Here is a 12,663-nt window from a genome sequence, read left to right as displayed (position 1 = left end):
TATCAAGGAACAATCCTAATGAGGTTGTTCCTCTAATCATATAAATTTTTTAAACGGAATTTGAACGAGTAAAATTAAAAATCAAGAATGGGGAAATGCACTTTGATGATTGCTGTCAATTGGAACACGCAAGAAGATATGACAAACATGTTTTGGCGACAAAACATCTCCCAAATGTGGGTAGAAACTGAATTTAAAGTTTCTAAAGATATTGCGAGTTGGAAAACATTAACACCAGAAGAACAAGATACATTTAAGAAGGCACTTGCAGGTTTAACAGGTTTAGATACACATCAAGCTGATGACGGCATGCCTTTAGTCATGATGCATACAAAAGATTTACGTAAAAAAGCTGTCTACTCATTTATGGGTATGATGGAACAAATCCATGCGAAAAGTTATTCTCACATTTTCACAACATTATTACCATCTAGTGAGACAAACTATCTTTTAGATACATGGGTACTTGAAGAACCACATTTAAAATTCAAATCAGATAAAATTGTGGGTAACTATCATAAATTATGGAGAAAAGATGCATCAGTATATGACCAATATATGGCACGTGTATCTAGTGTGTTCTTAGAAACATTCTTATTCTATTCTGGATTCTACTATCCACTTTATCTTGCTGGACAAGGTCGTATGACAACATCTGGTGAAATCATCCGTAAGATTTTATTAGATGAGTCTATCCACGGTGTGTTCACTGGTTTAGATGCGCAACACATGCGTAATGAACTTTCAGAAAATGAAAAACAACGTGCAGATCAAGAAATGTATAAACTATTAGATGAGTTATACAAAAACGAAGTTTCTTATACACATTCACTATATGACCAAATTGGTTTAACTGATGATGTATTGAACTATGTACGTTATAACGGAAACAAAGCATTATCGAACTTAGGTTTTGAACCTTATTTCGAAGAACGCGAATTCAACCCAATTATCGAAAACGCATTAGATACGTCAACGAAAAACCATGACTTCTTCTCAGTTAAAGGTGACGGTTATACGTTAGCGTTAAACGTAGAAGCATTACGTGATGAAGACTTTATTTTTGATGATGAAAAATAAATAATATCATTTTGAAGAGCATTGATTCTGACTGTGAAAACGGTTTGAAGTCATTGCTCTTTTTTGATTTAAAAAAATATAATTGAAAATAAAATATGTTGAAGCAAAAGAGTTAATCGAAATAAAGAGAGAAAAAATACATTCTATCTCAGGGAATAGCCTATATTTGTAAAAGAATTTTCCTGAAAATGTTTGAAAAGCATTGATAAAACGGGAGAAACTGATACGATAGAAAGTAAGTGAAAATGATTATCAGTTACAGTTAATCATTAATTGTTTTTAGAGGGGATAGGAGTTTCAAATGATTAAACAACTCATGCGCTTTCCAGTTTTATTAATTCTTTTTATATTTTTGACTATCCTTTCATTGTTTGTGGGCGTTAGTCAGCTTTCTATTACACAAATTTTTCATTTAACCGCAGATCAGCAAAATATACTTGTTTCGAGCCGTATTCCAAGAACAGTCAGTATTATCATTTCAGGCAGTTCTTTAGCACTGGCTGGACTGATTATGCAGCAGATGATGCAAAACAAGTTCGTCAGTCCGACAACTGCAGGGACGATGGAGTGGGCGAAACTAGGGATCCTCATCTCATTAATCTTCTTTCCGCAAGCGCATATTTTAATTAAGCTGTTATTCGCTATGGTACTTAGTATCGGCGGAACATTCTTCTTTATGAAATTGATTCAAATTATACGTTTTAAAGATGTTATATTCGTGCCGTTACTCGGTATTATGATTGGCGGTATTATATCTAGTTTAACAACGTTTGTGGCATTAAGGACGAATGCACTGCAAAGTATTGGGAACTGGTTGAACGGTAACTTTGCGATTATCACAAGCGGTCGATATGAAGTCTTATATTTAAGCATCCCATTGCTTATTGTTACGTATATTTTTGCCAACTATTTCACTATTGCTGGTATGGGTAAAGACTTCAGCCATAACTTAGGAGTCAACTACGATCGAATTATGATGTTCGGCTTAACGATTACCGCAACAATGACCGCATTAGTCGTTGTGACAGTTGGTACTTTACCGTTCTTAGGCTTAATTGTGCCGAATATTGTGTCTATCTATAGAGGAGACCATTTAAAAAATGCCTTGCCGCACACTGCTGTCTTAGGTGCGATTTTTGTATTGGTGTCCGACATCTTAGGACGTGTGATTGTTTATCCATATGAAATCAATATCGGATTGACTATCGGTGTCTTCGGGACATTAATTTTCTTAGTAATGTTATTTAAAGGGAGTCGCAACTATGAGTCATAAACAAAGTAATATCAGATTATTTATATTATTGGGTGTAGTTGTGGTAACGGGTATTTTATATCTCTTGTTAGGCATTGACTTTGATATCTTTGCGTATCAGATACAAAGTCGAATCAGGAAACTGATTTTAATGATTTTAGTCGGTGCAGCGATTGGTACCTCTGTCATTATATTCCAAGCGATTACAGTCAACCGATTATTAACACCGTCTATGATGGGATTAGATGCGGTCTATATGTTTGTCAAAGTTGTCTTAGTCTTTATCTTTGGTATTCAATCAATGGCAGTGACAAATATTTATCTCAACTTTGCGTTAACATTAGTCGCAATGATTATATTCGCACTTATTCTATTCCAAGGTGTTTTTAAATACGGCAACTTCTCAGTGTACTTTATCTTATTAATCGGTGTGATTTTAGGTACATTCTTTAGAAGTATCACTGGCTTTATCGAACTCGTAATCAACCCTGAAGATTTCTTAGCTGTACAAAGTTCAATGTTTGCGAACTTTAATGCATCGAACTCAAAATTAGTTGCCATCAGCAGCATTGTCTTAGTTATTCTAATTTTAATTACAATTAAAATCTTGCCTTATTTAGACGTATTACTATTAGGGAAAGCACAGGCATTGAACTTAGGTGTCAACTATACACGAATGACACGTTTATTAATGATTATGGTCGCGTTATTAACTTCAATCGCTACAGCGCTTGTTGGTCCGATTACATTCTTAGGGTTATTAACTGTGAACATTGCGCATGAAGTCATGAAAACATATGAACATAAATACTTATTACCTGCGACAATATTTTTAAGCTGGATCAGCTTATTTACTGCAGAATGGATTGTAGAACATTTATTTGAAGCCACGACAGAAGTAAGTATCCTCATCAACTTAATCGGAGGAAGTTACTTCGTATACTTATTGATTAAAAGGAGAAATTCATGATGATACAAGTTCAAGATTTAAATAAAACGATTCATGATAAACCGATTCTTAAAGATATTAACGTAGAAATTCGTAAAGGACGTTTGACGTCATTAATAGGTCCAAACGGGGCAGGTAAAAGTACCTTATTATCTGCGGTCAGCCGTTTAATGGATATAGATACAGGTTCTATAGAACTTGAACACGAAGGTATTGGCGCATTTACAAGTAATGAAATTGCGAAGAAGCTTTCAGTTTTAAAACAAACGAATCATACTGAACTAAATATTACAGTAGAACAATTAGTCGCATTCGGTCGCTTCCCATACTCTAAAGGCCGATTAGACGATACAGATAAAGAAAAAATCAATGAAGCTTTAGATTTACTCCAACTACAAGAAATCAGAGATCGTAATCTTAAAACACTTTCAGGTGGTCAACGTCAACGTGCTTATATTGCGATGACAATCGCACAAGATACAGAATGCATCTTATTAGACGAACCGCTGAATAATCTAGACATGAAATATTCAGTAGAAATTATGAAAACATTGAGAAAGCTAACACGAGAACATGGCAAAACAATTGTAATTGTATTACACGATATCAACTTTGCGTCTAGTTATTCAGATGATGTAATTGCGATGAAAGATGGCGAAATCGTCAAAGCGAGTGAACGAGACGAAGTTATTCAACCAAGCATCTTAAGACATCTTTATGACATGGATGTCGATATCGAATGCATCAGAGGCCAAAGAATTTGCCTATATTATAGTTAAACACTGACCATTTGAAAGGGGTGATGCCGATTTTTTACGGCATATCAAGACGGGGGTCTAACACATTTCAGGAGGATAAAGAAAAATGAAGAAATTAGGCTTATTTATTTTAGTTAGTATTATGTTTTTACTTGCTGCGTGTGGTAATGGCAGTGATTCAAAAGAAAGTTCAGAAAAAGGTTCATCAGATAAAAAGACAGTTAAAATTGAAAATAATTACCAATTAAGAAGTGAAGATCCTAAAGGCGGCGATGAAAAAGGGGTTAAAAATGAAGTTGAAGTACCAGTGAACCCTAAAAATGCTGTCGTTTTAGACTATGGTGCATTAGATACACTTAAAGCTATGGGTGTCGCAGATAAAGTTAAAGCAGTACCTAAAGGTGAAGGCAACAGCACATTACCAGACTTCTTAAAAGAATTTAAAGATGACAAATACATCAACACAGGTTCTTTAAAAGAAGTGAACTTCGACAAAATTGCACAAGCTAAACCAGAAGTTATCTTCATTTCATCACGTACAGCTAACCAAAAGAATTTAGATGAATTCAAAAAAGCAGCACCAGACGCTAAAGTTGTTTATGTAGGTGCTGATGATAAAGACTATGTCAATTCAGTGAAGAAAAATGCTGAAAACTTAGGTAAAATTTACGACAAAGAAGATAAAGCGAAGTCATTAAATAAAGAATTAGACAAAAAAATTGCTGACATGAAAGATAAAACAAAAGATTTTGATAAAAAAGTAATGTACTTATTAGTAAACGAAGGTGAATTATCTACTTTCGGTCCTAAAGAACGTTTCGGCAGCTTAGTTTATAACACATTAGGCTTTAAACCAGCAGACAGCAAAATCAAAGGCAGCTCACATGGTCAAAACGTAACAAACGAATACATCAATGAGAAAAATCCAGATGTGATTTTAGCAATGGACCGTGGTCAAGCTATTGGTAGTAAATCAACTGCGAAACAAGTCTTAGGAAACGATGTAATTAAGAATGTTAAAGCAGTTAAAGACGATGAAATTTATGAACTTGATCCGAAATTATGGTACTTTGCTTCAGGTTCAACAACTACAACAATGAAACAAATTGACGAATTAAAAGAGGTTGTTAAATAATAATTACCGTTTTTAATAGGGGGAAGATGGTAATTAAAAAACCGAGTCGGAATGCAATAATTTCCGGCTCGGTTTTATTTAGTTTAAATCGTCATTAGTTTGTATACTGTTACTTTAAACGTCAAAGTATAAAGGATAATGTGCAGCGCATCTTGGATTGAATTGCGCATCACAGTGCGGACAATGGTCTGTTTCCATATATTCCTTGATTGACAATGTGGTGTCACATACACCACATAAAATCGCATGTTCATCGAATTCTGATTTTGACCATGACACAGGTGCATGATCTTCTGATTCATTATGACAATGAATACATGCATAGAATTTATTACAGCATTTGAATTTAATGGCGATAACATCAACAGGTGTATGGTAATGCGTACAACGCGTCTCATTGTCTAGACCGATACCATGAACGGTATGATGTTTATTATTCATCTTCTGGATGATCACCAATAACACGTACTTCTGGATGCAATTCGACATCAAATTTTTCTTTAACGACTTGTTGTACATGGTGAATCAAGTCTTCATAATCTGTCGCAGTACCGTTATCAACATTGACCATAAATCCAGCATGTTTCGTTGAAACTTCAACACCGCCGATACGGTGGCCTTGTAAGTCAGAGTCTTGAATTAATTTACCCGCAAAGTGGCCTGGTGGTCTTTGGAAAACACTGCCGCATGAAGGATATTCAAGTGGTTGTTTTGACTCACGACGTTCTGTTAAATCGTCCATAACGGCTTGGATTTCATCTTGTTTGCCAGGTGTTAAGTTAAATGCAGCTTCTAGCACAACCAAGTGTTGTTTTTGAACAATACTGCTTCGGTAGCCAAGTTCTAATTCATCACGTGTAAGTTGTAAAAGTTCACCGCGTTCATTAACACATACCGCGTAATCAATACAATCACGGACTTCGCCGCCATAAGCACCGGCATTCATAAAGACAGCACCGCCAATTGATCCTGGGATACCGCAAGCAAACTCTAAGCCAGTTAAAGATTCATCACGTGCAGTACGGGAGACATCAATAATCGCTGCACCGCTTCCTGCAATTATGACATTATCTTCAACTTTAATATAATCCATAGACAATAGGCTCAATACAATCCCGCGAATACCGCCTTCACGAATAATAATATTAGAGCCGTTGCCTAAATAAGTGACAGGAATGTTGTTGATTCTAGCAATGTGATTGATGGCTTGAACTTCTTCAAAAGTTGTCGGACTGAGATAGAAGTCAGCATTTCCTCCTGTTTGCGTATAAGTATAGCGTTTTAATGGTTCATCAACTTTAATAATTTCTTCTGGCAGAACTTTTTTCAGTTCTGTAAGAATGTCATCTTTGTGCAACGATAGAACTCCCTTTCAATTATTTTCACTTTCTTATTATAGCAATGAAACAGGCTTTTTGTGAAATACAATCCGCTTAATTCAACCCGTATCTTCGTGACAACTTTTCAAACAAAGCTGTTTTACCTGTTTCATAGTCACGAATAGTCTCTGATTTAGCATGTAAAGCTTGTTTTGCTTCTGCAAATTCTGCTTGTAACTCAGAATTATGGGTTAAAGCCTCTTGCATCGTTAAATAGTGGTCATATTGATCAGATTCAATTTGTAATATGTGCAGACGAACGATTTGTTTAAGTTCTTTCATATTATTGAATTGCGCCATTACTACTTTTTTCTTATAACGGTGGTGCAAGCGATAGAAACCAGCATAATTTAATCGTTTTTCATCTAAAGCTGTAATATCATGTAAATTAGTAACGCCGACTAATAAATCTAAAATCGGTTCTGTTGGGTAATTAAAATGTGCAGTACCGCCGATATGGTGGACTGTCTTAACAGGTGTATTAAGTAGACCGAGTAATAAGTCGCTTAACTCTTGAAATTGATTTTGATAATTTTGAAGCGCTTGCCTATCTTTGATTAAGGGCTGCGTTTTAGAATACATATTCAACCGTCCTTTGTAAAAGTTCTAAAAGTATTATATTATGAATTCTGACATACTCAAACATTAATCATGCAAACTATACAGATAAAAAGACAGGAGTGGACAATGTGAAAAAATGGCTTCTCGCAATAACGATTGTTTGTCTAACGCTGTCTCTTGCGGCATGCAATAGTAAAACACAGTCAGATTTAAATCACTTTGAAAAAGCGAAGCATGAAGTGGATAAAGAAGAGAAACATGTTAAACAAGTCATGGATGATATTCATTTAAATCGTTTAAGTGAATTAAGCAAATCAGATTTAACAGATAGAAACAAAACAGACTTTCAACAAATGGAGAAAGATATCGATAAGAAATTAATGCCGGCCTTTAAATCTTATAAAAAAGCCGCAAAACAGCATCCTGCAGAAACTAAAAAGGTGAAACAATTACGTCACACGTATTTGCATGAGGTAGACCAACAAGAAAAAGCATTAAAAGATATTCGTAGCTTCGTACATTTATGTAATCAATCCATCAAAGCGAATGAAGATATTTTAAATTACACGAGATTATTTGAGAAGAATCGTGCACTTTTAGAGAAGCAAGTAACAGAAGCACGTCAAAATGGTGAAACTGAGAGTATAGATAAATTTACAAGTAAATTAAAACATCATAATAAGGAGTTGCAGAAGATTGCGAAGAAATATTTAGATGCTGACAATCCTCAAAACACTAAAACAGTCATCAAAGAAAAAATTCAACCTTTAATCAGCAAACAAATTGAAGAGTTGAATCAAGCAAGTGTATCAGAAGAAAAGACTGCAAAAGCGCATCAGACCGCAATCGAAATGTATTATAGTCTGCAAAATTATTACGAGACACGACAAAGAACCATTGACATCAGCCGTAAATTGGAGCAATATGATATGAATAAAACTCCTTTAACAGGGAATGAATTAGATAAGTACCACCATCAATTCCGTAATGATTTCAAGGGCTTAAAGAACGATGTACATCAGAATGATTGAAAAAAGCAAGAAAAATATTAGTATTTTGGTTAACATTGAAATATAAAGTGTGTATAATTAGACACATTGAAATAGGAAATGGAATGAATGGGACTATCACTTTAGGTGATAAATATTTTTAGAGGTGAATAGAATGGCTACAAAGCTGACTTCAATTGACCAGTTTAAACAAGTAATTAACGACAATAAATATGTATTTATTATGAAACACAGTAACACTTGCCCAATTTCAGCAAATGCTTACGATCAGTTCAATAAATTCTTATATGAACGTGATATCGATGGGTATTATTTAATTGTGCAAGAACAAAGAGATGTATCTGATTACATTGCAGAACAAACTGGCGTGAAGCATGAATCGCCACAAGCTTTTTATTTTGTTGATGGTGAAGTTAAATGGCATGCAAGTCATGATGACATTAATGTGACTTCACTTGCACAAGCTGAAGAGTAAACTTGCTTGTCAGGGGACACAAGCACTAATAACATAAAGTAAAAAGCGGACTCCATGCTTTTAGACGTTGGACATGAAGGGTATATGTTTCCAACATAATCTGAAAGCTTGGAGTTTTTTTAATTTAAAGCAAAACAAGCATTAGGCGTTACAGTAGGTTTTTTGAAATAAGCCCTGTATAATATTTAAGTGAATTGAACAAACATTGGGAAACTTTATTTGAGGTGACAAAATGAGAGTATTAGTCGCAATGGATGAATTTAATGGAATCGTTTCAAGTTATGAGGCGAATCGATATGTAGAAGAAGCGGTCGCTAGTCAAATTGAAGAAGCGGATATTGTCCAAGTGCCGCTGTTCAATGGGCGTCATGAATTGATGGACTCTGTCTTCTTATGGCAGTCTGGCACGAAATATCGTGTGAATGTCCATGATGCAGATATGAAACAAGTTGAAGGTGTTTATGGTAAGACTGAGAGCGGCATGACGATTATTGAAGCGGATTTATTCTTACAAGGGGATCGACCGCTGACAGAGCGTACCAGCTATGGTTTAGGTGAATTGATTGCGGCAGCATTAGATAATGATGCCAAGCATTTAGTGATTTCACTCGGTAATATCGCAAGTTTTGACGGCGGTGCTGGTATGCTGCAAGCGTTAGGTGCCAAATATTACAACGATGAAGGTGAACCTGTCGATGCGAAAGAAGGCGTAGGCGTATTAAAATACATTCGTCGTGTAGATTTCTCAGGCCTTGACCAACGATTAAAAGAAACGCGTATCCAACTCGTCTCTGACTTTGCCAGCAAGATGTATGGTAAAGAAAGTGAAATCATGCAAGTTTATAAATTGTTAGAGATTTCTAGAGAAGAAGCTGCGACAATTGATAATTTAGTTTGGTATTTCAGCGAAATCTTAAAAAATGAAACACGTACGGTGACAAGTACAGTAGAACGCGGTGGTGCAGGTGGCGGTATTGCGGCTGTCTTAGCTGCACTTTATAACGCAGAAGTTCTAACAAGTCATAGCTTAGTGGATCAAATTACGCACTTAGAAAACTTGATTGAACAAGCAGATTTAATTATGTTCGGTGAAGGTATCAATGAACAAGATCATTTATTAGAAACAACATCATTAAGAATTGCAGAGCTTGCGACAAAATATCATAAGCCTTGCATTGCGATTAATGCGACAGCAGATAAATTCGATCGTTATGAAGCGTTAGGTGTTACTGGTATGTTCAACTTATTTATGACAATGCCGAAGCGCTATACAAGTTTTGAAGCCGGTTTACAAATCCGCTTCTACGCTGTCCAAGCTTTAAACCTCCTAACAACAACATTCAATACGCAAAAATCACAAACAAAAGCATAATCAACTAATAATCTTAAATGAATAATCAAAAATGGCTGAACCCTTTGTAATTTAGGTTCAGCCATTTTTATATTTATACGTACATAGTGACGTCTCTTTAATAACGTTAAAGTTGTATTATGCTTCGGTATTGCCTACTTCTTCTGCGATACCTACAATCACTTGTACTGCTTTTTCCATGACATCGATAGAAGCGTATTCGAATGGACCATGGAAGTTATCGCAACCTGTGAAGATGTTTGGTGTCGGTAAGCCCATAAATGATAGTTGTGAGCCGTCTGTACCACCGCGAATCGGTTCAGTATTAGGTTCAATACCTAATTGTTTGAAGACACGTTTTGGAATCTCGATGACTTCAGGTACTTCATTGATTTTTTCAGCCATATTGAAGTATTGGTCATGGACTTCTACTTCAACTGGATTATTTGAATAATCTGCGTTAATTTCATTTTTAATATCTTCAAGCAATGCTTTACGTGCTTCAAAGCGATTGCGGTCGTGATCACGTACGATATATTTCAATTGAGCTTTTTCAGTTGTACCATTGAAGTTCATCAAGTGGAAGAAACCTTCATAGCCTTCTGTTTCTTCTGGCACTTCATCTTGCGGTAATTGACTATCGAAGCGTTCGCCTAATTTAATCGCATTAACCATGACATCTTTCGCAGAACCTGGATGTACATTGACACCATGACAAGTAATCGTTGCTTCAGCTGCGTTAAAGCTTTCAAATTGTAATTCGCCATATTGACTGCCGTCCATTGTATAGGCAAAGTCAGCCCCGAAACGAGCTACATCGAATTTATGAGGTCCACGTCCGATTTCTTCATCTGGCGTAAATGCGACACGGATACGTCCGTGTTTCACTTCTGGATGTTCAACTAAATAGTTTAAAGCAGTCATAATTTCAGCAACACCCGCTTTATCGTCTGCGCCAAGTAATGATGTACCGTCTGTAATCATTAAAGTGTGGCCTTCTACTGATTTTAAAGCAGGGAAGACAGTTTGGTTTAATTCGCGGTCCGTATCGCCGAGTTGAATTGGCTTGCCGTCGTAGTTTTCAATAATTTGCGGCTTAACATTTGTCGCATTAAAGTCTGGTGAAGTATCAACGTGTGCTAAAAAGCCTACAGTCGGTACTTCTTTTGCGATATTGCTCTCTAATGTCGCAAATAAATAGCCATTATCATCTAAGTCTGTATCTAAACCAAGATTTTCTAATTCTTGTTTTAACACATTTAACAAATCCCATTGTTTCTCAGTTGATGGTGTTGCTTCTGAGTCTGGATTAGATTGTGTATCAATCTCCGCATAACGTTTCAGTCTGTCGATTAATTGTTCTTTCACTTGATATGCACCCCTTAACCTCTATTATTCATGTTAAATTGTTTCCTATAGGATTTACCTTTCATTTTACCATAGTTGATTCTAATACGATTATAAATATGGTAACTGATTTCTGCACATAATATACCAAAAGCAATGGCACCTGAAATCAAGGTAACCTCTAAAAAGGTGTTGACTGCATGGGTATATTGATTTGTGACTAGGAAACGTGTGGCTTCATACGCAGCGCCCCCAGGTACAAGGGGAATGATACCTGGCACAATAAAGATAATGACAGGTTGGAAATAACGTTTTGCCATCGCATGACTCATAATTGCTAAGATAAAGCTGCCTAGGAAAGAAGCAGCCACTTTACCTGAGTTCAAATCCATCGAAATGATGTAGATGGTCCATCCCATTGCGCCTACATAACCGCATGCCGGCAATTGTTTACGCGGCGCGTTGAATAGGATTGAAAATAGCAATGTAGAACAAAAGCTGATAACAAAGTGAAATAAATAATGTAAGATCAATTCTGTAACACGCCTTTCTTAAAAGAAGAGTAAAATAATCGCAACACCGGCACCGATCGCAAAGGCAGTCAATGCAGCTTCCATACCGCGTGACATCCCAGCAAGCAATTCACCGGCCATTAAATCTCTGATTGCATTAGTGATTAAAATACCTGGTACTAAGACCATGACCCCTGAAATGGTAATAATATCTTGGTTGATGGATAGTCCGAGTTTATGACTGATGGCGGCGACACTAATGACAACAATGGCACTGATAAACTCAGAAAAGAATTTGATTTGAATAAAACGTTGAACGAAATCGAATGTTAAGAAAGCACCTGCACCCGCCAAAATGGCAAAAATGGAATCTTGTGCAACGCCTCCAAACATAAATAAGAAAAATCCACAGGCAATAGAAGCGGCTAAAAATTTAGTTAAATATGAATATTGCAGTGAAGCATGTTCTAAATGAATCAATTCTGATTTTGCTTCATCAATCGTTAGTTCATTTTTAGCGATTTTACGTGAAATATTATTGGCTAGGGCAATTTTTTCTAAGTCCGTTGTTCTATCACGCACACGAATCAATCGTGTGTTCGTTCGGTCGTTTAATGAGAATATAATCGCAGTATTCGACACGAAACTGTTGGTATTATCTAAACCAAAACTATAAGCGATGCGAGACATCGTATCTTCAACACGATATGTTTCTGCACCGCTTTCAAGTAATATCTTTCCTGCAGTGAGTACAACGTCTATCACTTTGTTCTCATCTATTATGGTAATTGCTTCTTCAGGCACCTTTTTGCGCTCCTTCTCGTTTGATTTTGTTGACACTTGAAAGTTTACAG

The 12,663-nt window shown here is 36.1% G+C and carries 14 protein-coding genes; 8 read left to right on the top strand and 6 right to left on the bottom strand.

All coding sequences use genetic code 11. The features are described from left to right. Positions 1-105 precede the first annotated feature (105 nt). The 5 genes from nrdF to HMPREF2603_RS03095 all read left to right on the top strand — a co-directional run bounded on the left by nrdF (position 106) and on the right by HMPREF2603_RS03095 (position 5,174). On the top strand, positions 106-1,080 hold the full coding sequence (gene nrdF, locus HMPREF2603_RS03115; RefSeq protein ID WP_002481524.1) for a class 1b ribonucleoside-diphosphate reductase subunit beta: 975 nt from the start codon (positions 106-108) through the stop codon (positions 1,078-1,080). 316 nt (positions 1,081-1,396) lie between these two features. Continuing rightward, entirely contained in the window at positions 1,397-2,353 is a 957-nt protein-coding gene (locus tag HMPREF2603_RS03110; protein WP_172954254.1) for an ABC transporter permease, read from the top strand. Further along, a complete protein-coding gene (locus HMPREF2603_RS03105; protein WP_002481526.1) occupies positions 2,343-3,302 on the top strand; it encodes an iron chelate uptake ABC transporter family permease subunit in 960 nt (319 codons plus the stop codon). Before HMPREF2603_RS03110 ends, HMPREF2603_RS03105 begins: the two co-directional genes overlap by 11 nt. Continuing rightward, a complete protein-coding gene (locus tag HMPREF2603_RS03100; protein WP_002481527.1) occupies positions 3,302-4,060 on the top strand; it encodes an iron ABC transporter ATP-binding protein in 759 nt (252 codons plus the stop codon). The genes HMPREF2603_RS03105 and HMPREF2603_RS03100 overlap by 1 nt, the downstream gene beginning before the upstream one ends. An 85-nt stretch (positions 4,061-4,145) precedes the next feature. Continuing rightward, the gene (locus HMPREF2603_RS03095) at positions 4,146-5,174 is read left to right on the top strand and encodes a ferrated catecholamine ABC transporter substrate-binding lipoprotein SstD (RefSeq protein WP_002481528.1); all 1,029 of its coding nucleotides are present in this window, start codon (positions 4,146-4,148) and stop codon (positions 5,172-5,174) included. 114 nt (positions 5,175-5,288) lie between these two features. Here the strand turns inward: HMPREF2603_RS03095 and HMPREF2603_RS03090 are convergent, their stop codons facing one another. The 3 genes from HMPREF2603_RS03090 to HMPREF2603_RS03080 all read right to left on the bottom strand — a co-directional run bounded on the left by HMPREF2603_RS03090 (position 5,289) and on the right by HMPREF2603_RS03080 (position 7,135). Further along, positions 5,289-5,615, bottom strand: coding sequence for a CHY zinc finger protein (locus tag HMPREF2603_RS03090; protein ID WP_060804123.1), 327 nt, complete (start codon positions 5,613-5,615; stop codon positions 5,289-5,291). Next, positions 5,608-6,531 carry a UDP-N-acetylmuramate dehydrogenase gene (gene murB, locus HMPREF2603_RS03085; protein WP_070501915.1) on the bottom strand — a complete coding sequence of 308 codons (924 nt, stop codon included), beginning with the start codon at positions 6,529-6,531 and terminating at the stop codon, positions 5,608-5,610. Before murB ends, HMPREF2603_RS03090 begins: the two co-directional genes overlap by 8 nt. Positions 6,532-6,607: 76 nt before the next feature. Further along, positions 6,608-7,135 (bottom strand): GrpB family protein, encoded by a 528-nt coding sequence (locus tag HMPREF2603_RS03080; protein WP_060804125.1) that lies wholly within the window; start codon positions 7,133-7,135, stop codon positions 6,608-6,610. A gap of 107 nt (positions 7,136-7,242) precedes the next feature. Between HMPREF2603_RS03080 and HMPREF2603_RS03075 the strand changes: the two genes are divergently transcribed. From HMPREF2603_RS03075 to HMPREF2603_RS03065, 3 genes are all read left to right on the top strand, one after another. Beyond that, the gene (locus tag HMPREF2603_RS03075; RefSeq protein WP_060804126.1) at positions 7,243-8,145 is read left to right on the top strand and encodes an EMYY motif lipoprotein; all 903 of its coding nucleotides are present in this window, start codon (positions 7,243-7,245) and stop codon (positions 8,143-8,145) included. 133 nt (positions 8,146-8,278) lie between these two features. Then, positions 8,279-8,599, top strand: coding sequence for a bacillithiol system redox-active protein YtxJ (gene ytxJ, locus HMPREF2603_RS03070; RefSeq protein ID WP_002481532.1), 321 nt, complete (start codon positions 8,279-8,281; stop codon positions 8,597-8,599). A gap of 232 nt (positions 8,600-8,831) precedes the next feature. Continuing rightward, entirely contained in the window at positions 8,832-9,971 is a 1,140-nt protein-coding gene (locus HMPREF2603_RS03065; protein ID WP_060804127.1) for a glycerate kinase, read from the top strand. A gap of 117 nt (positions 9,972-10,088) precedes the next feature. Here the strand turns inward: HMPREF2603_RS03065 and pepT are convergent, their stop codons facing one another. Genes pepT through HMPREF2603_RS03050 form a run of 3 tightly spaced genes read right to left on the bottom strand, consistent with a single transcriptional unit; the run spans position 10,089 to position 12,613 of the window. Next, complete coding sequence (pepT, locus tag HMPREF2603_RS03060; protein ID WP_060804128.1) at positions 10,089-11,318, bottom strand: peptidase T; 1,230 nt, start codon at positions 11,316-11,318, stop codon at positions 10,089-10,091. A 14-nt stretch (positions 11,319-11,332) separates the two neighbouring features. After that, positions 11,333-11,827, bottom strand: a complete 495-nt coding sequence (locus tag HMPREF2603_RS03055) for a threonine/serine exporter family protein (RefSeq protein ID WP_031262607.1) — start codon at positions 11,825-11,827, stop codon at positions 11,333-11,335. A 21-nt stretch (positions 11,828-11,848) separates the two neighbouring features. Further along, on the bottom strand, positions 11,849-12,613 hold the full coding sequence (locus HMPREF2603_RS03050; protein WP_002481536.1) for a threonine/serine exporter family protein: 765 nt from the start codon (positions 12,611-12,613) through the stop codon (positions 11,849-11,851). Between the last annotated feature and the right edge of the window lie 50 nt (positions 12,614-12,663).

This window comes from Staphylococcus sp. HMSC055C03, assembly GCF_001809385.1.
In the GTDB taxonomy this organism is placed as follows: Bacteria; Bacillota; Bacilli; order Staphylococcales; family Staphylococcaceae; genus Staphylococcus; species Staphylococcus simulans.
Note: the sequence above shows the minus strand (reverse complement) of the source record. Positions and strands in the feature narration are given on the sequence as shown.

What these genes read in the sequence shown, in the direction of transcription:
- nrdF (WP_002481524.1), top strand. Translation starts at nt 106, where the DNA reads ATGATTGCTGTCAATTGGAACACGCAAGAAGATATGACAAACATGTTT.
- HMPREF2603_RS03110 (WP_172954254.1), top strand. Translation starts at nt 1,397, where the DNA reads ATGCGCTTTCCAGTTTTATTAATTCTTTTTATATTTTTGACTATCCTT.
- HMPREF2603_RS03105 (WP_002481526.1), top strand. Translation starts at nt 2,343, where the DNA reads ATGAGTCATAAACAAAGTAATATCAGATTATTTATATTATTGGGTGTA.
- HMPREF2603_RS03100 (WP_002481527.1), top strand. Translation starts at nt 3,302, where the DNA reads ATGATACAAGTTCAAGATTTAAATAAAACGATTCATGATAAACCGATT.
- HMPREF2603_RS03095 (WP_002481528.1), top strand. Translation starts at nt 4,146, where the DNA reads ATGAAGAAATTAGGCTTATTTATTTTAGTTAGTATTATGTTTTTACTT.
- HMPREF2603_RS03090 (WP_060804123.1), bottom strand. Translation starts at nt 5,615, where the DNA reads ATGAATAATAAACATCATACCGTTCATGGTATCGGTCTAGACAATGAG.
- HMPREF2603_RS03080 (WP_060804125.1), bottom strand. Translation starts at nt 7,135, where the DNA reads ATGTATTCTAAAACGCAGCCCTTAATCAAAGATAGGCAAGCGCTTCAA.
- ytxJ (WP_002481532.1), top strand. Translation starts at nt 8,279, where the DNA reads ATGGCTACAAAGCTGACTTCAATTGACCAGTTTAAACAAGTAATTAAC.
- HMPREF2603_RS03065 (WP_060804127.1), top strand. Translation starts at nt 8,832, where the DNA reads ATGAGAGTATTAGTCGCAATGGATGAATTTAATGGAATCGTTTCAAGT.